The sequence below is a fragment of the Streptomyces sp. NPDC051180 genome, assembly GCF_040689545.1.
Taxonomy (GTDB): Bacteria; Actinomycetota; Actinomycetes; order Streptomycetales; family Streptomycetaceae; genus Streptomyces.
The window spans coordinates 296,688-317,614 of the sequence record NZ_JBFBBC010000004.1 but is presented as its reverse complement, the minus strand read 5'-3'; the positions used below and the strand labels follow the sequence as shown (position 1 = coordinate 317,614).

At 73.1% G+C, this 20,927-nt stretch carries 16 protein-coding genes; 7 read left to right on the top strand and 9 right to left on the bottom strand.

Annotation, left to right across the window (positions count from 1 at the left end; all coding sequences use genetic code 11):
• Positions 1-35 precede the first annotated feature (35 nt).
• On the bottom strand, positions 36-2,306 hold the full coding sequence (locus AB0424_RS10505) for an ATP-dependent RecD-like DNA helicase (protein ID WP_366303862.1): 2,271 nt from the start codon (positions 2,304-2,306) through the stop codon (positions 36-38).
• Positions 2,303-3,280 (bottom strand): aldo/keto reductase, encoded by a 978-nt coding sequence (locus AB0424_RS10500; protein WP_366303861.1) that lies wholly within the window; start codon positions 3,278-3,280, stop codon positions 2,303-2,305. The genes AB0424_RS10505 and AB0424_RS10500 overlap by 4 nt, the downstream gene beginning before the upstream one ends.
• Before the next feature lie 129 nt (positions 3,281-3,409).
• Here AB0424_RS10500 and AB0424_RS10495 point away from each other — a divergent pair, with 129 nt between their 5' ends.
• Together AB0424_RS10495 and AB0424_RS10490 are read left to right on the top strand one after the other, a co-directional pair.
• Complete coding sequence (locus AB0424_RS10495; RefSeq protein WP_366303859.1) at positions 3,410-4,456, top strand: LLM class F420-dependent oxidoreductase; 1,047 nt, start codon at positions 3,410-3,412, stop codon at positions 4,454-4,456.
• A gap of 223 nt (positions 4,457-4,679) precedes the next feature.
• Positions 4,680-5,465, top strand: a complete 786-nt coding sequence (locus AB0424_RS10490; protein ID WP_366303857.1) for a ferritin-like domain-containing protein — start codon at positions 4,680-4,682, stop codon at positions 5,463-5,465.
• Between the two features lie 9 nt (positions 5,466-5,474).
• On the opposite strand, the gene AB0424_RS10485 is transcribed toward AB0424_RS10490, so the two are convergent.
• Positions 5,475-6,467, bottom strand: coding sequence for a magnesium and cobalt transport protein CorA (locus tag AB0424_RS10485; protein WP_366303855.1), 993 nt, complete (start codon positions 6,465-6,467; stop codon positions 5,475-5,477).
• A 119-nt stretch (positions 6,468-6,586) separates the two neighbouring features.
• Between AB0424_RS10485 and AB0424_RS10480 the strand changes: the two genes are divergently transcribed.
• From AB0424_RS10480 to AB0424_RS10460, 5 genes are all read left to right on the top strand, one after another.
• Complete coding sequence (locus tag AB0424_RS10480) at positions 6,587-7,276, top strand: histidine phosphatase family protein (protein WP_366303853.1); 690 nt, start codon at positions 6,587-6,589, stop codon at positions 7,274-7,276.
• 67 nt (positions 7,277-7,343) lie between these two features.
• Positions 7,344-7,934: a DUF3090 domain-containing protein gene (locus tag AB0424_RS10475; RefSeq protein ID WP_053194492.1), complete on the top strand. Its 591-nt coding sequence runs from the start codon at positions 7,344-7,346 to the stop codon at positions 7,932-7,934.
• Entirely contained in the window at positions 7,931-8,737 is an 807-nt protein-coding gene (locus AB0424_RS10470; protein ID WP_366303852.1) for an SCO1664 family protein, read from the top strand. Before AB0424_RS10475 ends, AB0424_RS10470 begins: the two co-directional genes overlap by 4 nt.
• Before the next feature lie 150 nt (positions 8,738-8,887).
• The gene (gene mshC, locus AB0424_RS10465; RefSeq protein ID WP_366303850.1) at positions 8,888-10,117 is read left to right on the top strand and encodes a cysteine--1-D-myo-inosityl 2-amino-2-deoxy-alpha-D-glucopyranoside ligase; all 1,230 of its coding nucleotides are present in this window, start codon (positions 8,888-8,890) and stop codon (positions 10,115-10,117) included.
• Between the two features lie 114 nt (positions 10,118-10,231).
• Positions 10,232-13,288, top strand: a complete 3,057-nt coding sequence (locus AB0424_RS10460) for an NPCBM/NEW2 domain-containing protein (protein ID WP_366303848.1) — start codon at positions 10,232-10,234, stop codon at positions 13,286-13,288.
• Positions 13,289-13,369: 81 nt separating this feature from the next.
• On the opposite strand, the gene AB0424_RS10455 is transcribed toward AB0424_RS10460, so the two are convergent.
• The 6 genes from AB0424_RS10455 to AB0424_RS10430 form a co-directional block, all read right to left on the bottom strand.
• Complete coding sequence (locus AB0424_RS10455) at positions 13,370-14,524, bottom strand: PAC2 family protein (RefSeq protein WP_366303846.1); 1,155 nt, start codon at positions 14,522-14,524, stop codon at positions 13,370-13,372.
• Positions 14,525-14,666: 142 nt separating this feature from the next.
• Complete coding sequence (locus AB0424_RS10450) at positions 14,667-15,728, bottom strand: LLM class flavin-dependent oxidoreductase (RefSeq protein ID WP_366303845.1); 1,062 nt, start codon at positions 15,726-15,728, stop codon at positions 14,667-14,669.
• A gap of 111 nt (positions 15,729-15,839) precedes the next feature.
• Complete coding sequence (locus AB0424_RS10445) at positions 15,840-17,444, bottom strand: glycerol-3-phosphate dehydrogenase/oxidase (protein WP_366303843.1); 1,605 nt, start codon at positions 17,442-17,444, stop codon at positions 15,840-15,842.
• 5 nt (positions 17,445-17,449) lie between these two features.
• The gene (glpK, locus tag AB0424_RS10440; RefSeq protein WP_366303841.1) at positions 17,450-18,982 is read right to left on the bottom strand and encodes a glycerol kinase GlpK; all 1,533 of its coding nucleotides are present in this window, start codon (positions 18,980-18,982) and stop codon (positions 17,450-17,452) included.
• A 35-nt stretch (positions 18,983-19,017) separates the two neighbouring features.
• Positions 19,018-19,776, bottom strand: coding sequence for an MIP/aquaporin family protein (locus AB0424_RS10435; RefSeq protein ID WP_366303840.1), 759 nt, complete (start codon positions 19,774-19,776; stop codon positions 19,018-19,020).
• A gap of 277 nt (positions 19,777-20,053) precedes the next feature.
• Positions 20,054-20,818 carry an IclR family transcriptional regulator gene (locus tag AB0424_RS10430; RefSeq protein WP_366303838.1) on the bottom strand — a complete coding sequence of 255 codons (765 nt, stop codon included), beginning with the start codon at positions 20,816-20,818 and terminating at the stop codon, positions 20,054-20,056.
• Positions 20,819-20,927: the final 109 nt, after the last annotated feature.

Below are 20,927 nucleotides of genomic sequence, written 5' to 3'. Positions count from 1 at the left end.
CCCCGGCCCTCCGGCCGTTCCGGTGCCGGTCCCGTCTACTCCTCGGGAGTGGCGAGCAGGGCCTCCAGGAGCGGCCGCAGGCGCGTCGTGCGCTCCGGAGCCACTCCTTCGGCCACCGCGCGGGCCAGGGCCTGGTCGACGCCGTGCACGACCGAGAGATGGCGCTCGGCACGTCCGAAGGCCGTGTAGACCCACGGCCGGCTCAGACCGCCGGCGGCGTCGCCGGGCAGCACCACGACCACCGCGGGCCAGCGCGCCCCGGCCGCCTGGTGCGCGGTGAGCGCCCAGCCGTGCCGCAGCGTCGTCTCCACCCGCTCCTTCGGCACGACCCGCTCGTCGTCCGCACAGCGCAGCCGCAGCCCCTCGGCGTCGGCCGAGAGGACCGTCCCCGTCACCGTCCGGCCCGGCGCCGGCGCGTACGCCACCCGGTCACCGGGGTCGTAGCCGCCGAAGCGGCCGGGACCGGGGTTGAGCCGCTGCTTGAGGGCGGCGTTCAGCGCGCGCGTGCCGGCGGAGCCGCCGTGGCCGACGGTGATGACCTGGGTCTGGTCGGCGGGCACGCCGATCGCCCGTGGCACCGAGTCGGCCACCAGCTGGACCGTACGGTGCACCGCCTCGCCGGCGTCCCGCACCGGGACGATCACGACCTCCTTGCCGGGGGCCGCCACCTGGTTCAGCTCGCCGACCCCGATGCCCGACACCAGCTCGCCCAGCGGGCCCGGGTCGGGCAGCCGCGAGGCGATCCGGGGGCACACCCGCGCCGCCAGCGCGTCCGCGAAGACCCGCCCGGGGCCGGGCGCGCCCAGCACCTCCGGGTCGCCGCTCAGCACCAGACGGCAGCCGTCCGGCAGCGACTCCACGAGCGCCGCGGCCGTCTCCACGTCCAGCTGCGGCGCGTCGAGCACCGCCAGGAGGTCCAGGGCGAGGGCGCCTTCCTCGTCGCGGCCGGGACCGGCCGTTCCGGAGAGCAGGCCGGCCACCGTCACCACGTCCTCGGGGGCCGCGCCCGTCGCGCGCCGGCCGGCGTCGCCGTGGACGGCGACCAGGGCGCGCAGCCCCCGCTCGCGGGCGGCCTTGGCGAGCGCCACCGGCTCGGCCCGGGACGCCTCGCCCCCGGTGTGCAGCACGAGCCCGTGCGCCCCGGCGGCCTGCACCACTTCGGGGCCCTCCCAGCTCTGCGCCGTCGCGGTCCTGACGAGCCGGGCCAGACCGTCCGCGAGGCTCTCCTCCGCCAGCGCGTACCGGTCGAGCCCGAGCAGCACGGGCGAGGCCGGTTCCTCGGCCGCGGCCCGCTCGGAGGCGTCCGGCGCCTCCTCGCCGTCCGCGTCGGGCTCCTCCTCGGGCGTCTCCTCCTCCTGGAAGACCAGGACCGCGGCCTCGGAGACGGCCGTCTCGACCGCCTCGTCCGGGTCCGGCACGGCGTGCTCGGCGAGCCCGGCGCGCACGGCTTGGATCTCCAGCGCCGTGTGCCCCTGGGCCGCGGCGCGCTCCAGCAGCCACACGGTCAGCGCGACCGTCCGGCGCGGGTCGCCGGGACCGCAGGCGGCGCCGAGCAGCGCCCGCGCGAAGCCGTCGGCCTGTTCCGGCCGCACGCCGGGCACCGCGAGCAGCTGCCACGGGTCCTCGCCCAGCGCCGCGGCCGCGCCCTCGCCGAGCACGGCGGCGACCTGCCCGGCCAGCGCCTCGGGCGCGCCGCCCTTGGCCAGTACCTCGCGCACGGCCGCCGTGGTGGCGGGCGCGGGGGCGGCGGAGGTCTGCGCGGGAACGGGGGGCCGGACGGTCATGGCCGGGGCCGCGTCGGGGGCGGCCCGGCGCGGGGCGGGCTCGGGCGCCTCGAAGAACGCGTCCCCCGAGGTCGCGCCCCCCTCCATGGCCCGTACCGCCGCCAAGAGGTCCGCCGCGGTGCCGCTGAGCTTGCCGCCGCTCGCCACCGTGCCGTCCTTCTCCGCCTTCCTGGCCGCGATCCGGGCCTGCAGCTCCCGCTGCGCGGCGAGCTCGGCCTGCGCCTCGCTCACGTTGGGCGCGTCGGCGGTCGCGGCGGCGCCGGCCTCCGGGGCCTCGCCGTCCGCGGCATCGGTCCCCGCGGTGTCGGCCTCGGCCTCGGTGTCGTCCTCCCCGTCGTCCCCCGCCTCGCCGTCCGTCGCTTCGCCGTCCCCGGCCGGTCCGTCCCCGGCCGGTCCGTCGCTCGCGCCGGGCCCGGGGGCGTCGGCGGCGGCCCCGGGGGTCGCGTCCGGCGCGGCCTCCTCGGGTGCGTCGGCGGTGGGCTCGGGTGCCTCGGGCGCGGTCTCCCCGGAAGGCTCGGTCACAAGGTGCTCCAGTCGTGATCCGGATAGCGGTGCACGGGCGCGGACACGTCGTCCAGCGCTCGGCAGATCTCCTCAGGAAGACTAAGGGTCTCCACCGACAACGCGGCCGTGAGCTGGCGGGCCGTGCGCGCGCCGACGATGGGCGCGGTCACGCCGGGCCGGTCGCGGACCCAGGCGAGGGCCACGTGCAGCGGGGTGGTCGCGAGACCGTCGGCGGCGGTGGTGACCGCGTCGACGATCCGGCTCGCGGCGTCGTCCAGATACGGCTCCACGAAGGGGGCCATGGTGTCCGAGGCGCCGCGCGAGTCGGACGGGGTGCCGGAGCGGTACTTCCCCGTCAGGACTCCGCGCCCCAGGGGCGACGAGGGGAGCAGACCTATGCCGAGGTCGAGGGCGGCGGGGAGCACCTCGCGCTCCACTCCGCGCTGGAGGAGCGAGTACTCCAGCTGCGCGCCGGCGAGGCGGGTGCGGTCGCCGCCGAGCTGCCAGGTCCCTGCCTTGGCCAGCTGCCAGCCGCAGAAGTTGGACACGCCCGCGTACCGGGCGCGCCCCGTACGCACGGCGATGTCGAGCGCCTGGAGGGACTCCTCCAGCGGCGTGTGGGGGTCGTACGCGTGCAGCTGCCACAGGTCCACGTGGTCGGTGCCCAGCCGCGCGAGGGACGCGTCGAGCGCGGCGAGCAGATGGCCGCGGGAGCCGTCGGTGCGCCGGTCGGGGTCGGGCACGCTGCCCGCCTTGGTGGACAGGACGAGGTCCTGGCGGGGGATGAGCCGCTCCATCAGCCGGCCGAGCAGGTACTCCGCCTCGCCCCCGCCGTACACGTCGGCGGTGTCGACGAGGGTGCCGCCCGCGTCCCAGAACGCCTTCAACTGCTCGGCGGCGTCGTGCTCGTCGGTGTCCCGGCCCCAGGTCAGGGTGCCGAGTCCGATGCGCGACACGCGCAGGCCGGTGCGTCCGAGATGCCTCTGCTCCATGGGCGCGAGATTACTGGCCAGGGCACCACGCGGAGAGAGCCTGTGGACAACCGTGCCCTGACGGATGGCCCGGACGCGCGCTAGAGTCCGGCCCACAGAGACGTTACCGATGGGTAAGGGGTGCGTGGAATGCGGCTCGGCATCAACCTCGGCTACTGGGGCGCCGGCATGGACGGCGACAATCTCGCCGTCGCCCAGGAGGCGGACCGCCTCGGCTACGACGTCTGCTGGGCCGCGGAGGCGTACGGCTCCGACGCCCCGACGGTCCTCACCTGGGTCGCGGCGAAGACCGAGCGGATCGACGTCGGCTCCGCGATCATGCAGATCCCGGCCCGGCAGCCCGCCATGACGGCGATGACCGCCGCCACCCTCGACTCGCTCACCGGCGGCCGCTTCCGGCTCGGCCTGGGCGTCTCCGGCCCGCAGGTCTCCGAGGGCTGGTACGGCGTGAAGTTCGACAAGCCGCTCGCCCGGACCCGCGAGTACGTCGAGATCGTCCGCAAGGCCATGACCCGCGAGCGCCTCAGCTACGAGGGCGAGCACTGGACCCTGCCGCTCCCGGACGGCCCCGGCAAGCCCATCAAGCTGACCGTCCACCCGCAGCGCGAGCACATCCCGGTCTACATCGCCGCGATCGGCCCCAAGAACCTGGAGCAGACCGGCGAGATCGCCGACGGCGCCCTGCTGATCTTCCCCTCCGCCGACCACCTGGAGGAGACGGCCCTGCGTCACCTGCGGGCGGGCCGCGAGAAGGCCGGCCTGACGATGGACGGCTTCGACGTCTGTCCCACCCTGCCGCTGGCCCTCGGCGACGACGTCAATGCCCTCGCCGACGTGTTCCGCCCCTACACCGCCCTGTACGTCGGCGGCATGGGCAGCCGCAAGCAGAACTTCTACAACCAGCTCGCCCAGCGGATGGGCTACGAGAAGGAGGCCGCCGAGATCCAGGACAAGTACCTGGCCGGCGACAAGGCGGGGGCCGCGGCCGCCGTACCGCACTCCCTGATCGACCAGACCGCGCTGCTCGGCTCGGTCGAGCGGATCGCGGAGCGGATGACGGCGTACGCCGAGGCCGGCGTCACCACCCTCACCCTCGCCCCGGCCGGCTTCACCCTCGACGAGCGGGTGGCGGCCCTGCGGGCGGGCGTGGAGGCGATGGAGCGCGCCGGGCTGTAGGCGCCGGCACGAGGTGGTCCGCGGCCGTGGTGGGGGCTCGGGGGTCTTCCCCGCCACGGCCGTCATGGAGCACAACGCCGCCGCGGGGCCGCCGGTTACGCCCCCGGCTCTCACTCTTTCGGCCGAGCCTCCGGCCCCTGCTGTTGCCCGCCGGGCGGGACCGGACTTGACTCGTTCTTCCCGGACGTACCGCAGTACGGGCGTCCGCACGGAGGTGGCGGCGATGCTCACGGCCAAGGGCCTGTTCCAGGAAATCATCGACAACGACGAGTCCTTCCGGCTCTTCTGTTCCATCGCCGCGAGCGGCGAGGCGCAGGGCGGCTGGGAGAACGCCCGGATCGCGGCCCTGGTGGCCCCCGGTATGCGGGATCTCACTCCCAAGATCACCCGGCACGGTGCCGACGAGGACAAGCACGGCCGGATCTTCCACGCGTTGATGAAGAAGCGCGGCCTCGAACCCGTCCCGGTGCCGCCCGACACCGACTACACGATGCTGCTCGAAGAGCGCGGCATCGGACTCGCGCACGAGAAGCTCCGCCGGGACGAGCCGCTGACCGAGGAGGACGTCGTCGTCTACCTCGCGCACAGCCGGGTCACCGAGGAGCGCGCGGCCGAGCAGATGCAGCTCCTGGTCAAGTACTTCGGGGACCACCCGGAGCTCGGCAAGGCGATCCGGATGATCTGCAACGACGAGGACAACCACCTCGCCTACTGCCACGAGGAGCTGCTCCGGCTCGCCCGCGCGGGCCACGGCCGGCTCATCCAGCGGACCCTGCGCGAGTCGGCGCTCGCGGAGATCCGGGTCTACCGGGACGTCAGCCTCGCCGTCATGCGCCACATGGGGCGGATCCTGGAGTGGCCCCGGCCCAAGGCCGCCGTCCTCGCCGCGGGGATCCACGGCGTGTACGCGTACGACCGGGCCGCGGGCTGGCACCGGATGGTCGGCCTGAGGATGCCGGAGCGGCTCGACGCGCTCGGCGGACCGCCGGTCCCCGCCCCCGCCTTCTGAGCCCGCCCCTCACATCCAGCCGCGGCGCTTGAAGAGCCGGTACAGCGTGACGACGATGCCCGTCATCACGACGATCACGACCGGGTAGGACCACTCCCACCGCAGCTCCGGCATGTGCTCGAAGTTCATGCCGTAGATGCCGGCGACCATCGTGGGGACGGCGGCCATGGCGGCCCACGCCGAGATCTTCCGCATGTCGTCGTTCTGGCGCACCCCCATCTGCGCGAGATGGGCCGACAGCACGTCCGAGAGCAGCCGGTCGAGCCCCTCCACCTGTTCGTTGGAGCGCAGCAGGTGGTCGTTGACGTCACGGAAGAAGGGCTGGGCCGCCTCCTCCACGAAGGGCACGGTGCCGGCCGTCAGCCGGGACATCGGCCCGGCCAGCGGTCCGCTGGCCCGGCGGAACTCCAGGACCTGGCGCTTCGCCGTGTAGATGCGCTCGGCGGTGTTCGCAGGATTGCCCCCGGTGGGCGCGAAGACGTCGGCCTCCAGCTCCTCCAGGTCCACCTGGAGCTCGCCCGCGACGTCCAGGTAGTGGTCGACGATCGCGTCGCTCACCGCGTACAGCACCGCCGTCGGCCCGTGCCGCAGGAGGTCGTGGTCGGCCTCCAGGCGCTTGCGCACCGCCATCAGGGGCGCCCCCTCGCCGTGCCGGACCGTGACCACGAACGAGTCGCCCATGAAGATCATGAGCTCGCCGGAGGACACCCGGTCGCTCTCCGGCTCGTACACGATCGGCTTGAGGACCATGAACAGCGAGTCGTCGTAGACCTCCAGCTTGGGCCGCTGATGCGCCTTGAGCGCGTCCTCGACCGCGAGCGGGTGCAGCGCGAACTCGGAGGCCACGTGGTCGAACTCCGCCTCCGTCGGCTCGTGCAGCCCCACCCACAGGAAGGCGTCCCCGCTCGCCCTCGCCTCCTCCAGGGCATCGGAGAGGTCGGCGGGGCCGTCGCTGCGGCGCCCGTCGCGGTAGAGGGCAGAGTCCACGATCACGCGGCGCATTCTGCCCCCGATCCGGCCGGCCACGCACGCGTGGGACACGTCCGGCGGGACCGGTGCCCGCGGTCCCGCGATCCGGCCGTCCCCGTCACTCGTCCGCCCGGCCCCCTAGGCTGGCCCGCATGGCCACGCTGATCCTCGTCCGGCACGGACGCTCCACCGCCAACACCTCCGGGGTCCTCGCCGGGCGCACGCCCGGCATCGCGCTCGACGAGCGCGGGGCCGCGCAGGCCGCGGCCCTCCCCGGCCGCCTCGCGGGCGTCCCGCTCGCCGCCGCCGTCTCCAGCCCCCTCCAGCGCTGCCGGGAGACCCTGCGGCCCCTCCTGGAGGCCCGCCCGGACCTGCCGTTCCACGTGGAGGAGCGGATCAACGAGTGCGACTACGGGGACTGGTCGGGCCGGAAGCTGGCCGAGCTGAACGACGAGCCCCTGATGGACGTCGTCCAGGCGCACGCCTCCGCCGCGGCCTTCCCCGGCGGCGAGTCCATGCGCACCATGCAGTTCCGTGCCGTCGAGGCGGTGCGCGACTGGAACGCCCGCGTGGAGGCCGAGCACGGTGAGGACGCCACGTACCTCATGTGCTCCCACGGGGACATCGTGAAGTCGGTCGTCGCCGACGCCCTCGGACTCCACCTCGACCTCTTCCAGCGCATCCACGTCGACCCGTGCTCGGTCACCGTCATCCGCTACACGCGCCTGCGGCCCTTCCTCGTCCGCCTCGGCGACACGGGCGACTTCGCCGCGCTCGCCCCCCGCGACCACCCCGACGCCGGCGGGACGGCGGAGGTCGGGGGTGGTGCGGGCGCACCGTGATCCTCTTGAGCAGTAGGGTGGACGCGCCGCTGTAGTACGACTGTCGAGACCCAAGGGAGCCGGGAACGTGTCCCGTCAGGTGTTCCTCTACGACCCACCGGAGCGTTTCGTGGCCGGCACGGTCGGGCTGCCTGGCCGCCGTACGTTCTTCCTCCAGGCGTCGGCCGCAGGCCGGGTCACCAGCGTGGCCCTGGAGAAGACGCAGGTGGCCGCGCTCGCCGAGCGGATAGACGAACTCCTCGACGAGGTCGTGCGCCGCACCGGGGGCAACGCCCCGGTCCCTGCCGTCGCGCCCGCCGAGATCTCCGACACCGCCCCGCTCGACGCCCCCGTCGAGGAGGAGTTCCGGGTCGGGACCATGGCGCTGGCCTGGGACGGCGAGGAGCAGCGGATGATCGTCGAGGCCCAGGCCCTCGTAGAACTCGACGTGGACTCCGAGGAGGACCTCGCCGAGGCCGAGGAGCGGCTGCTCCAGGACGAGGAGAACGGTCCGCCGATGCTCCGGGTCCGCCTCAGCGGGGCCCAGGCCAGGGCCTTCGCCAAGCGGGCCCTGGACGTGGTCAACGCGGGCCGTCCGCCGTGCCCCCTGTGCAGCCTGCCGCTCGACCCCGAAGGGCACGTCTGCCCGCGCCAGAACGGATACCGCCGCGGAGCATGAGCAGCAGCCCCCCGACGCCGCCGGACGCCGAGCTGCTGGCCCGCGGTGAGCTGACCGTGCGCGGCCGGGTCCGCGAGGCGTCCAACGCCGTGCTGTACTGCTCCGTCGCGTACGAGGGCCGTGAGGCGGCCTGCGTCTACAAGCCCGTCGCGGGCGAGCAGCCGCTGTGGGACTTCCCCGACGGCACCCTCGCCCAGCGCGAGGTCGCCGCGTACGAGCTCTCCGAGGCCACCGGCTGGGGGCTGATCCCGCCGACGGTGCTGCGGGACGGGCCGTACGGGGAGGGCATGGTCCAGCTGTGGATCGAGGCCGACCCCGAGGCGCGGCTGCTGGCCCTGACCGAGGACGACGAGGCGGGCGAGGGCTGGAAGGCCGTCGGGCCCGCCCAGGTGGACGAGGACCGGACCGCGCTCCTCGTGCACGCGGACACCCCCGAGATGCGGCGGCTGGCCGTCCTGGACGCGGTGATCAACAACGGCGACCGGAAGGGCGGGCACCTGCTGCCGGCCCCGGGCGGCCGGCTGTACGGGATCGACCACGGGGTCTCCTTCCACGTCGAGGACAAGCTGCGGACCCTGCTGTGGGGCTGGGCGGGCGAGGAGCTGCCCGCCGAGGCGGTCGGGGTCCTGGACGGTCTCGGCCGTTCCCTGGCTCCCGGGGAGCCGCTCGCCGCCCGTCTGGCGGAACTGCTCACCGCCGCCGAGATCGACGCCGTACGCGCCCGCGTGGGGGCTCTGCGCGCCACGGGGCGGCATCCGGAACCGTCGGGACAGTGGCCGGCGATCCCCTGGCCGCCGGTCTGAGACCGGGGCGAAAGGTTTCGGCCACGGCTGCTGCGGGCCCGGCACCCCTGGGGGGTATGCACGCACGCCTCCGACCCGCAAGAGCACCTAATCGGTCAAGATCCCGGATCCGGTTCGTATCCGGAACACCTGTCCGGTTACGCTCGGGTCATGCATGCCTGGCCCGCTTCTGAGGTCCCCGCCCTTCCCGGCAAGGGCCGCGACCTCCGGATCCACGACACCGCGACCGGCGGACGAGTCACCCTCGCCCCCGGCCCCGTCGCCCGTATCTACGTCTGCGGCATCACGCCGTACGACGCGACCCACATGGGTCACGCGGCGACCTACAACGCGTTCGACCTCGTTCAGCGCGTGTGGCTCGACACCAAGCGGCAGGTGCACTACGTCCAGAACGTGACGGACGTGGACGACCCGCTCCTGGAGCGCGCGATCCGCGACGGCGTCGACTGGGTCGGCCTGGCCGAGCGGGAGACCGCCCTCTTCCGCGAGGACATGACCGCCCTGCGGATGCTGCCGCCGCAGCACTACATCGGCGCGGTCGAGGCCATACCGGGCATCGTCCCGCTCGTCGAGCGCCTCCGTGAGTCCGGCGCCGCCTACGAGCTCGACGGCGACGTCTACTTCTCCGTCGACGCCGACCCGCACTTCGGGCAGGTCTCGAACTACACCGCCGAACTGATGCGCCACCTCTCCGCCGAGCGCGGCGGCGACCCGGAGCGCCCGGGCAAGAAGAACCCGCTCGACCCGATGCTCTGGATGGCCGCCCGCGAGGGCGAGCCGAGCTGGGACGGCGCGAGCCTCGGCCCCGGCCGGCCCGGCTGGCACATCGAGTGCGTCGCCATCGCCCTCGACCACCTGGGCATGGGCTTCGACGTGCAGGGCGGCGGCTCGGACCTGATCTTCCCGCACCACGAGATGGGCGCCTCCCACGCCCAGACGCTCACCGGCGAGTACCCGATGGCGAAGGCGTACGTCCACGCCGGCATGGTCGCGCTGGACGGCGAGAAGATGTCGAAGTCCAAGGGCAACCTGGTCTTCGTCTCCCGGCTCCGCCGTGACGGCGTCGACCCGGCCGCCATCCGGCTGGCGCTCCTCTCCCACCACTACCGCGCCGACTGGGAGTGGACCGACCAGGTCCTCCAGGACGCCGTGGAGCGCCTCGACCGCTGGCGCGCCGCCGTGTCCCGCCCCGACGGCACGCCCGCCGACGCGCTCGTAGAGGAGCTCCGCGAGGCGCTCTCCGACGACCTCGACACCCCCTCCGCGCTCGCCGCGGTGGACCGCTGGGCCGCGCTGCAGACGGCCGAGGGCGGGGACGACGAATCCGCCCCCGGCCTGGTCTCCCGCGCCGTCGACGCCCTGCTCGGCGTCGCCCTGTAAGAGCCCCTTCCGCGCAACTCCCTTCTGCGCAGCCGCCCTTGGACTTCTCAAGAAGTCCGAGGGCGGTTCCTTTTTGTCCTGTCGTCATGCTCGAATCTGCGCTAAAGAGGCAGCATGCAATCATCAATGCGCATGAGAGCTGCAGTCGTCGGAGCACTCCTCGGGTTCGTCGCCACCCTCACCGGACCCGGTGCCACCGCCACGGCCGAACCGTCCGACACCACCGTGGGCGAGGTCACCGGCTTCGCCGCCGACGGATCCGTCTACCGGCTGACCGCCGGCCGGGCCGAGGCCCGTGTTTCCTTCGTCACTGCCGACACCTTCCGCATCGAACTCGCCCCCGACGGGAAGTTCGCCGACCCCACCGGCAACGACATCACCCTGCCCCAGGGCCCGCCGCCGGCCACCCGCTGGCGCGACCTCGGCGACCGCTACGAACTCGGCACCGCCGAGGTGACCCTGCGCGCCTACAAGGCGCCGCTCCGCTTCGCGGCCGTCCGCGCCGACGGCACCCCGCTCTGGTCCGAGACCCGGGGCCTGACCTGGAACCAGGACCGCACCGTCCAGACCCTCGCCCGGGGCGCCACGGAGCAGTTCTACGGCGCGGGCATGCAGAACGGCCGCGGCAACACCTCCCACCGCGACAAGACCGTCGAGGTCGGCGTCGACTACAACTGGAACGACGGCGGCCACCCCAACTCCGTCCCGTTCTACCTCTCCTCCGCCGGCTACGGCGTCTACCGCAACACCTACGCCCCCAACACCTACGCCTTCGCCGACCCCGTCACCACCGCCGCCAAGGAACAGCGCTTCGACGCCTACTACTTCACCGGCACCGGCCGCGACGCCGCCAAGGACGTCATCGGCCAGTACACCCGGCTCACCGGCAAGCCCTTCCTGCCCCCGGTGTACGGCCTGGAGATCGGCGACGCCGACTGCTACCTCCACAACGCCAACCGGGGCGAACGCCGCACCCTCGACGCGCTGAAGGTCGCCGACGGCTACGTCTCCCACGACATGCCCAACGGCTGGATGCTCGTCAACGACGGCTACGGCTGCGGCTACGAGAACCTCGCCGAGGCATCCGCGGGACTCGGCGACCGGGGCATGAAGCTGGGCCTGTGGACCGAGGACGGCATCGACCGGCTCGGCGAGCAGGTCAAGGCCGGCCAGCGGGTCGCCAAGCTCGACGTCGCCTGGGTCGGCGAGGGCTACAAGTTCGCCCTCGACGGCTGCAAGGACGCCCACGCGGGGATCGAGGCCAACAGCGACGCCCGCGGCTTCACCTGGGCCCCCGAGAGCTGGTCGGGCGCCCAGCGCTGCGGCGTCCAGTGGTCCGGCGACCAGTCCGGCAGCTGGGAGTACATCCGCTGGCAGATACCCACCTACGCCGGCGCGTCCATGTCCGGCCTCGCCTACACCACCGGGGACGTCGACGGCATCTTCGGCGGCAGCGCCAAGACCTACACCCGCGACCTCCAGTGGAAGACCTTCCTGCCCGTCACCATGACGATGGACGGCTGGGCCGCCAGCGACAAGCAGCCCTTCCGGTACGGCGAGCCCTACACCACGATCAACCGCGCCTCCCTCAAGCTCCACGAGGCCCTCCTCCCGTACATCTACAGCCACGCCCACCGGGCCACCGGGACCGGCGTCGGCCTCGCGCGGCCGCTCGCCCTGGAGTACCCGGACGACCCGAAGGCCGCGAGCGACGCCGCCAAGTACGAGTTCCTCAGCGGCGAGGACTTCTTGGTCGCGCCCGTCTACCAGGACGCGGTCGAACGCGACGGCATCTACCTGCCCGCGGGCACCTGGATCGACTACTGGAGCGGCCGCGTCCACCAGGGCCCGGTCACCCTAGACGACTACAGCGCCCCGCTCGACACCCTGCCCCTCTTCGTCCGGGCCGGGGCGGCCGTCCCGATGTGGCCCGGAGGCATCCGCTCGTACACCGACCGCGCCCCCGGCGCCCCGCTGGCCTGGGACGTCTACCCCCAGGGCACCTCGTCCTTCGAGCTGTACGAGGACGACGGCGTCACCCGCGAGCACCGCACCGGCCGCTACGCCACCCAGCGCGCCGAGGTGCGCGCCCCGAACGCCGGTCCCGGAGACGTCTCCGTCCGCGTCGGCCCGAGCACCGGCACGTACACCGGCAAGCCGGCGGCCCGGCCGTACGCCTTCACCGTCCACACCGGCGACGCCCCCGGCAGCGTCCGGCTCGACGGGCGCAAGCTGCCCGGCCTCACCTCGCGTGCCGCCTTCGACGCCGCCGTCGAGGGCTGGTGGTACGACCGCGAGGAGCGCGGGGGAGTGGTCCGGGTCAAGACCGCGGCCCTGTCCACCGGCCGCGGCTTCGAACTGCGGCTGACCGAGACCAGCGCGGTGGGCGGGACCGTCCCGGGCGCCCCCGCCGTCCTGGCCGCCCCCACCGGGCAGGAGCTCGGCGCCGGCGTCCCCGGCACCGTCGCCGTGGACGTCACCGCGGTAACCAGGGACGCCACCGACGTACGGGTCTCCCTGGACGTCCCGGCCGGCTGGCAGGTCGCCCCGGCGGCCCCGATCGCCCGCGTCCCGGCCGGCACCACCCGCCGGGTCGAGGTGACGGTCACCCCCGCGGCCGGTGCCCAGCCGGGCGAGGCCACGCTCACGGCGACCGCCCGCCACCGCGCGGCCGGCGTCGACCGCACCGCCACCCAGCGGCTCGCGGTCGGCGTGATGCCCCCGCCGCCCACCGGCGACGCCTGGGCGAGCGACCTCGTCTGGCTGCGCTCCACCAACGGCTGGGGACCGCCGGAACGCGACCGCTCCAACGGCGAGTCCGGCGCCGCCGACGGCCGGCCCCTCACCCTCGCGGGCACGACCTACGAGAAGGGCATCGGCGCCCACGCCGACTCCGACATCGAGGTCTACCTCGGCGGCCGCTGCACCGCCCTCACCGCCGACGTCGGCATCGACGACGAGATCAACGGCTACGGGGAGGTGGCCTTCTCCGTCGAGGCCGACGGCAGGGTCCTGTGGACCTCGCCCCGGCTCACCGGAGCCTCCGCGACCCTGCCCGTGAACGTCGACGTGACCGGGGCACGCCACCTCCGGCTGCGGATCACGGACACCAACGGGTCCAAGAGCGGTGACCACGGGGACTGGGCCGCGGCCCGCCTCGCCTGCGGCTGATCCGCGGTCCGCGACCGCGAGATCCGGCCGGGTCCGGAAAGCCGTACGGGAGGGGCGGCCACGCCACCCCTCCCGTACGGGTCACTCCGCGTCCTCGCCGTCGCGGCCCTCGGCCGGCGGCCGGGGCCCGGCGCCCGGGTCCGTCTCCGGATCCGCTTCCGGCCCACCGGCCGCCTCGGCTCCCGGATCCGCTTCCGCGCCCGCTTCCGGCGTCGCGCCGGGCTCCGGACCCGGCTCCCGGCTCGGTCTCGTGCCCGCCTCCGGCGCCGGTTCGGCGCCCGGTACGGCTTCCGGACCGGGCTGCTCCGGCTTCGGTGGCCGGGTGCGGCCGCCGCCGGCGTCGCGCAGGAACGGCGAGTCGCCGTCCGTCGCCACACCGGGCCCGGGACCGCTGCCCGGCTCGCGCCGCCGCAGATACCGCTCGAACTCGCGGGCGATGGCCTCGCCCGACGCCTCCGGCAGCTCGGCCGTGTCCCGCGCCTCCTCCAGGGTCTGCACGTACTCGGCGACCTCGCTGTCCTCGGCGGCCAGCTGGTCCACGCCCAGCTGCCACGCCCGCGCGTCCTCGGGCAGCTCGCCCAGCGGGATGCGCAGACCGATCAGGTCCTCCAGGCGGTTGAGGAGCGCGAGCGTCGCCTTCGGGTTCGGCGGCTGCGACACGTAGTGCGGGACCGCGGCCCACAGGCTCACCGCCGGCACCCCCGCGTGCGTGCACGCCTCCTGGAGGATGCCCACGATGCCGGTCGGGCCCTCGTAGCGGGTCTCCTCCAGGTCCATCGTCCGGGCCAGGTCCGGGTCGGACGTGACCCCGCTGACCGGGACCGGACGGGTGTGCGGGGTGTCACCGAGCAGCGCGCCCAGGATCACCACCATCTCCACGCCCAGTTCGTGGGCGAAGGCGAGCAGCTCGTTGCAGAAGGAGCGCCAGCGCATCGAGGGTTCGATGCCCCGGACGAGCACCAGGTCGCGCGGCTTGTCGCCGCCGACCCGCACCACGGAGAGCCTGGTCGTCGGCCAGGTGATCTTCCGGACGCCGTTGTCCAGGAAGACCGTGGGCCGGTTGACCTGGAAGTCGTAGTAGTCCTCGGCGTCCAGCGCCGCGAACACCTCGCCCTTCCATTCCCGGTCCAGGTGGGCGACCGCGGTGGAGGCGGCGTCGCCGGCGTCGTTCCAGCCCTCGAACGCGGCCACCATGACCGGGTCGATCAGCTCGGGTACCCCCTCGAGCTCGATCACCCAGCGCCTCCTTATTCGAAGTTCCTGTCGTACGGACCAACCTTACGGCTTTCCGGCGGTCCGCCCGCAGCCCCCGGACATCCCCGAAAACCCGTGCGGCCTTGATCGACTACCCAGGAACTCCCCTCCGCACACGGCGGCCTCACTCCTCCCAGAGCGTGCTCGGCGCCTCCCTCCGCACCACCGGCGCGATCTCCTCCGCGAAGCGCTGGAGCGTTTCCGCCTGCTCGGCCGTCGACTGGCCGAAGGTGTCGACCGTGACCGACTGCAGGTCGTGCCCGTAGTGCTCGTGGTAGCCGAGGATCTTGTCGATGATCTGCTGGGGCGAGCCGATCAGCTGGGGGCCGCCCGCGATCGCGTCCTCGACGGTGCGGAACGGCGTGTTGTACCCGGCCTTCCCCTCCAGGTGCGGCCGGAAGCTCTGCCGGACCTTCGCCTCGTACAGGTCCTTGTAGCGGGCGACCGCCTGCTCGGCGGTGTCGGCGATGAGCAGGCCGCCGGAACCGGCCGCCACGCGCGCGTGGGCCGGGTTGTGGCCGTACTCCTCGAACTTCTCGCGGTAGTGCGCGATGAGCCCGGCGTACGCCTCCCGGGGCTGGATCGCGTTGGCGGTGAACAGCGGGTCGCCGTGCTTCGCCGCGAGCTCGGGGGAGTTCAGGCTGGTGGCCGAGCCGTGCCAGATCCGGGGCGGTCCGGCGTACGGACGCGGCACGGTGGTGACGTTCTTCAGCGGCGGGCGGAACTCGCCCTCCCAGTCGACGCCCTCCTCGGTCCACAGCCGGCGGAGCAGCTCGTACTTCTCCTTCTGGAGGTCCCACTGCCGTCCCTCGTCGAGCCCGAAGAGGTCGAAGTGCCCGGCCTCCGCGCCCTTGCCGACGACGAGTTCGAGCCGTCCGCGGGAGAGCTGGTCGAGGGTGGCGTAGTCCTCGGCGACCCGGACCGGGTCCAGGATCGCGACCACGGTCACACCGGTCAGCAGCCTGATCCGGGTGGTCCGGGCGGCGAGCGCGGCCAGCAGGACGGTCGGGGCCGAGGAGAGGAACGGGCCGGCGTGCCGCTCTCCCACCGCGTACGCGTCGAAGCCGAGGCGCTCGGCGGTCTCGCCGAGCGTGACGACCTGCTCCAGCCGGTCGGCGGCGGTGAGGATCTCTCCGGTGAGCGGGTGCGGGGAGTGGTGGACGATCGACAGCACCTGAAACTTCATGCGTCCACTCTGCGCGCCGAGTGTTGCGGCCGTGTGGACGCCGCATGGCACGCCGCGGGGGCGGCCCCTCGAAGAGGAACCGCCCCCGTGCGCAAAGGAGTTGCCGTCGTGCTACTTCCGCAGCATGGACTCGACGTCGGCGCGGATCTCGTCCGTCGCGAGACCGCGGATCGTCAGGGTCGTACGGCGGCGCAGCACGTCGTCCGCCGTCTCGGCCCACTCGTGGTCGCGGGCGTAGGCGACCTGCGCCCAGATCTCCGGCGCGTCCGGGTGGATGCGGCGGGCGAGGTCCGGGTTCTCGTTCGCCATGCGGGCGATGTCGAACGAGAGGGAACCGTAGTGCGTGGCCAGGTGCTTGGCGGTGTCGGCGGCCATCCGCGGGCCGGGCGCCGGTCCGTCGACGAGCAGCCGGTGGGCGACCGCGTTCGGGTTGGCTATGCCGGGCAGCGGCAGCCGCTTGGGCAGCGCGGACACCGGCTCGTAGTCCTCGCCCAGCGGGTGGCCGGGGAGCTGCTCCAGCTTCTTCATGACCGTGCGGCCGATGTGGCGGAAGGTCGTCCACTTGCCGCCGGCCACCGACAGCATGCCGCCGCGGCCCTCGGTGACGACCGTCTCGCGCTTGGCCTTGGAGGTGTCCCCGGGGCCGCCGGGGAGCACCCGCAGGCCGGCGAAGGCGTAGGTGATGAGGTCCCGCGACAGCTGCTGGTCGCGGATGGAGAAGGCGGCCTCGTCCAGGATCTGGGCGGTGTCCTTCTCGGTGACCTCGACCTGGCCCGGGTCGCCCTCGTACTCCTCGTCGGTGGTGCCGAGGAGCAGCATGTCCTCCCAGGGGAGGGCGAAGGTGATGCGGTACTTGTCGATCGGGGTGGCCAGCGCGGCCTTCCAGGGCGAGGTCCGCTTGAGGACCAGGTGGGCGCCCTTGGAGAGGCGGATGGAGGGGGCCGCGTTGGGGTCCTCCATCCGGCGCAGGTGGTCGACCCACGGACCGGTCGCGTTCAGCACGAGGCGGGCGCTCACGCCGAACTCGTCGCCGCTGGTGCGGTCCTTCAGTTCGGCGCCGGTGACCCGGCCCCGGGTGAAGCGCAGCCCGGTGACCTCGGCGTGGTTGAGGACGGTGGCGCCGGCGTCGACCGCCGCGCGGACCGTCATCAGCGCCATGCGGGCGTCGTTCATCTGGTCGTCGCCGTAGACGGCGACGGCCTTGAGGTTGTCGGTCCGCAGCTCCGGCACGTCCTGCGCGGCCTTGGCGGGGGAGAGCAGGTGCCCGACGCCGTCACCGAAGGCCGAGAGGGCGCTGTAGGCGAAGACGCCGGCGCCGAGCTTGGCCGCGCCGTGCGGGCCGCCCTTGTAGACCGGCAGGTAGAAGGTGAGGGGGTTGGCGAGGTGCGGTGCCACCTGACGGGAGACCGCACGCCGCTCGAAGTGGTTCTCCGCGACCAGCTTCACCGCGCCGGTCTGCAGGTAGCGCAGACCGCCGTGGAGCAGCTTCGAGGAGGCGGAGGAGGTGGCGCCGGCGAAGTCGCCGGCGTCCACCAGGGCCACCCGCAGGCCCGACTGCGCGGCGTGCCAGGCGGTGGAGATGCCCAGGATGCCGCCGCCGATCACCAGGAGGTCGTACGTCGCCTTGGAAAGCTGGTCCCGGGTCTCGGCGCGGCTCGGGAGGGAGCCGGACGCCGGGTGCGTCCCGAGGGCGGGGACGCTCTGCAGGGTGGTCATGTGTCTTACTCCTCGGATGCGTCATCCAGCCAGCCCATGGACCGTTCCACGGCCTTGAGCCAGCTCTTGTACTCGCTGTCACGCCTGCCGGCGTCCATGCGAGGGGTCCATTCGGCGGCACGGCGCCAGTTGGCGCGCAGCGCGTCGGTGTCCGGCCAGAAGCCGACGGCCAGGCCGGCGGCGTAGGCGGCGCCGAGGCAGGTGGTCTCGGCGACCATCGGACGCACGACGGGCGCGTCCAGGAAGTCCGAGAGGGTCTGCATCAGCAGGTTGTTGGAGGTCATGCCGCCGTCGACCTTGAGCGCGGTGAGCTCGACGCCGGAGTCCTTCGTCATGGCGTCGGTGATCTCGCGGGTCTGCCAGGCGGTGGCCTCGAGGACGGCGCGGGCGATGTGCGCCTTGGTGACGTACCGGGTGAGGCCGGCGATCACACCGCGGGCGTCGGAGCGCCAGTACGGGGCGAACAGGCCGGAGAAGGCCGGCACGAAGTAGGCGCCGCCGTTGTCCTCGACCGAGGACGCGAGGGTCTCGATCTCGGCGGCGGACTTGATCAGGCCCATCTGGTCGCGCATCCACTGCACCAGCGAGCCGGTGACGGCGATCGAGCCCTCCAGGGCGTAGACCGGCTTCTGGTCGCCGATCTGGTAGCCGACCGTGGTCAGCAGGCCGCTGTAGGAGTTGATGATCTTGTCACCGGTGTTCATCAGCATGAAGGTGCCGGTGCCGTACGTGGACTTGGCCTCGCCCTCGGCGAAACAGGTCTGGCCGAACAGGGCGGCCTGCTGGTCACCGAGCGCGGAGGCGACCGGGACGCCGGCGAGTGCGCCGTCCTTCACGTGGCCGTAGACCTCGGCGGAGGAGCGGATCTCGGGGAGGACGTTGAGCGGGACGCCCATCGACTCGGCGATCTTCTCGTCCCAGGCCAGGGTGTGCAGGTTCATCAGCATGGTGCGCGAGGCGTTGGTGACGTCGGTGACGTGCACGCCGCCGTCGACGCCGCCGGTCAGGTTCCAGATGACCCACGAGTCCATGGTGCCGAAGAGGATGTCGCCGGCCTCGGCGCGCTCGCGCAGGCCCTCGACGTTGTCGAGCATCCAGCGGATCTTCGGGCCGGCGAAGTAGCTCGCGAGGGGCAGGCCGGTCTCGCGGCGGAAGCGGTCCTGGCCGACGTTGCGGCCGAGCTCCTTGCAGAGCGCGTCGGTGCGGGTGTCCTGCCAGACGAGGGCGTTGTGGACGGGCTCGCCGGTGGTCCTGTCCCAGAGCAGCGTGGTCTCGCGCTGGTTGGTGATGCCGATGGCCTTGACGTCGGCGGCGGCGATGCCGCCCTTCGTCAGGGCGCCCGCGACGACCTCCTGGACGTTGGTCCAGATCTCGGCGGCGTCGTGCTCGACCCAGCCGGGCTTGGGGAAGATCTGCTCGTGCTCCTTCTGGTCGACGGAGACGATCCGGCCGTCCTTGTCGAAGACGATGCAGCGCGAGGAGGTGGTGCCCTGGTCGATGGCCGCGATGAACGGGCCGGAGGTGTGTGCGTCGGTCACGGTGTGCTCCAAGGGAGGTCTGGAAGAAGGACGGCTCAGGCGAACGCGATGTTGTAGATACCCGCGGCGAGGGCGCCACCGATCAGCGGTCCGACGACCGGGATCCAGGCGTAGCTCCAGTCGGAGCCGCCCTTGTGCGGCAGCGGCAGCAGGGCGTGCACGATGCGCGGACCGAGGTCGCGGGCCGGGTTGATCGCGTAACCGGTCGGGCCGCCGAGCGAGAGGCCGATGGAGACCACGACGAACGCGGTGATCAGGGCGCCTATGACGCCGAGGCCCTTGCCGCTGTCGTTGAGGCCCTGGGTGAGCACGGCCAGGACGAGCACGACCGTGCCGATGATCTCGGTGGCCAGGTTCTGCCAGGTGTTACGGATCTCGGGGCCGGTGGAGAAGATGCCGAGCACCGGGCCGGGGCCCTCGATCGGCTTCTGGCCCGAGGCTTCGGGGTCGGCGAGGTGCGCCTGGAACTGGCCGTAGTAGGCCACCCAGACCAGCGCCGCGCCGATCATCGCGCCGAGCATCTGGCCCGCAAGGTAGACGGGGACGTTGCCCCACTCCCCGTCCTTGATCGCGATGCCGACCGTGACGGCGGGGTTCAGATGGGCGCCCGAGAGGGAAGCGGTCATGTAGACGGCCGTCATGACGGCGAAGCCCCACCCGAAGGTGATCGCGAGCCAGCCCGCGTTGCGGGCCTTGGAGCCCTTGAGCGTGACGGCGGCGCACACGCCGCCGCCGAGCAGAATGAGTACGGCGGTACCGATGGTCTCGCCGAGGAAGATGTCGGAGCTGGACACCCGCGACTCCTTTGTCCTTCGTCCAGGGGAAGGCGAACCCCGGGTCCCTCCGGTGGTTCGCGCCCTCGTGTTGAGGGCGTTACCGGCCCTTGGCACTGCCACACCATAGCGTGTATTGCCGTTAGCTGTTCGGCATTGCCGACCGGTGAACGGAAGTTTTGCCCCCGGCTCGACAGCGCGTCAAGGGTCCCGGACGCGAAAAACCCGCCGATAACGGGATCGTTACCGACGGGTTCGGTCGTGCGCGAGAGCCCCGGGGAGGCGCCCCGGCGGCGGGTCAGAAGCGGCCCGCCCCCAGGTCCCGCGAGACCGCGCGGGCGCAGTCCCGCACCGCCGCCACCAGCTCGGGGCGCAGCTCCCCGCCCGGGCAGAGCCGCTCCACCGCGCCCGTGACCGCCACCGCGCCCACCGGCATCCGTCGGCGGTCGTGGATCGGCGCCGCCACCGAGGCCACGCCCTCCCAGGTCTCCTCCGCGTCGGCCGCCCAGCCGCGCGCCCGGACCAGGTCCAGCAGCTCCTCGAACTCCACCGGTCCCGTGGTCGTGCGCGGCGTGAACGCCTCCCGCTCGACCTCCAGGACCTCGCTGTGCGCCACCGGGTCGTACGCCGAGAGGACCTTGCCCAGGGCCGTGGAGTGCAGCGGCTGCATCGCCCCCACCTCCAGTACCTGCCGGCTGTCGTCCGGGCGGAAGACGTGGTGCACGATCAGCACGCCGCGCTGGTGCAGGACGCCCAGGTGGACGCTCTCGCCGCTGGACCGGGCCAGGTCGTCCGTCCAGACCAGGGCCCGCGCCCGCAGCTCGTGCACGTCCAGGTAGCTGTTGCCGAGCCGCAGCAGCTCCGCGCCCAGCTGGTAGCGGCCCGAGGTCGGCTCCTGTTCGACGAAGCCCTCCGCCTGGAGGGTGCGCAGGATGCCGTGGGCCGTTCCCTTGGCGAGTCCCAGCGAGGACGCGATGTCCGACAGGCCGAGCCGGCGCTCGCCGCCCGCGAGCAGTCGCAGCATGGCCGCCGCCCGTTCAAGCGACTGGATGTTCTTCGCCATCGCCCGGCCCCTTATCCCTCTCACGCTGTTCGACAATGCTGAACACTATCGGTCGATGCCGACCTTGCGTTACACCTGACAGTGTCGGGCAAGAACGGGTCGTACCGGG

Coding starts and splice junctions, on each gene's coding strand:
- AB0424_RS10495 (WP_366303859.1), top strand. CDS start 3,410: ATGCGGCTCGGCATCAACCTCGGCTACTGGGGCGCCGGCATGGACGGC.
- mshC (WP_366303850.1), top strand. CDS start 8,888: ATGCATGCCTGGCCCGCTTCTGAGGTCCCCGCCCTTCCCGGCAAGGGC.
- AB0424_RS10460 (WP_366303848.1), top strand. CDS start 10,232: ATGCAATCATCAATGCGCATGAGAGCTGCAGTCGTCGGAGCACTCCTC.
- AB0424_RS10450 (WP_366303845.1), bottom strand. CDS start 15,728: ATGAAGTTTCAGGTGCTGTCGATCGTCCACCACTCCCCGCACCCGCTC.
- AB0424_RS10485 (WP_366303855.1), bottom strand. CDS start 6,467: ATGCGCCGCGTGATCGTGGACTCTGCCCTCTACCGCGACGGGCGCCGC.
- AB0424_RS10445 (WP_366303843.1), bottom strand. CDS start 17,444: ATGACCACCCTGCAGAGCGTCCCCGCCCTCGGGACGCACCCGGCGTCC.
- AB0424_RS10480 (WP_366303853.1), top strand. CDS start 6,587: ATGGCCACGCTGATCCTCGTCCGGCACGGACGCTCCACCGCCAACACC.
- AB0424_RS10470 (WP_366303852.1), top strand. CDS start 7,931: ATGAGCAGCAGCCCCCCGACGCCGCCGGACGCCGAGCTGCTGGCCCGC.
- AB0424_RS10490 (WP_366303857.1), top strand. CDS start 4,680: ATGCTCACGGCCAAGGGCCTGTTCCAGGAAATCATCGACAACGACGAG.
- AB0424_RS10500 (WP_366303861.1), bottom strand. CDS start 3,280: ATGGAGCAGAGGCATCTCGGACGCACCGGCCTGCGCGTGTCGCGCATC.
- AB0424_RS10430 (WP_366303838.1), bottom strand. CDS start 20,818: ATGGCGAAGAACATCCAGTCGCTTGAACGGGCGGCGGCCATGCTGCGA.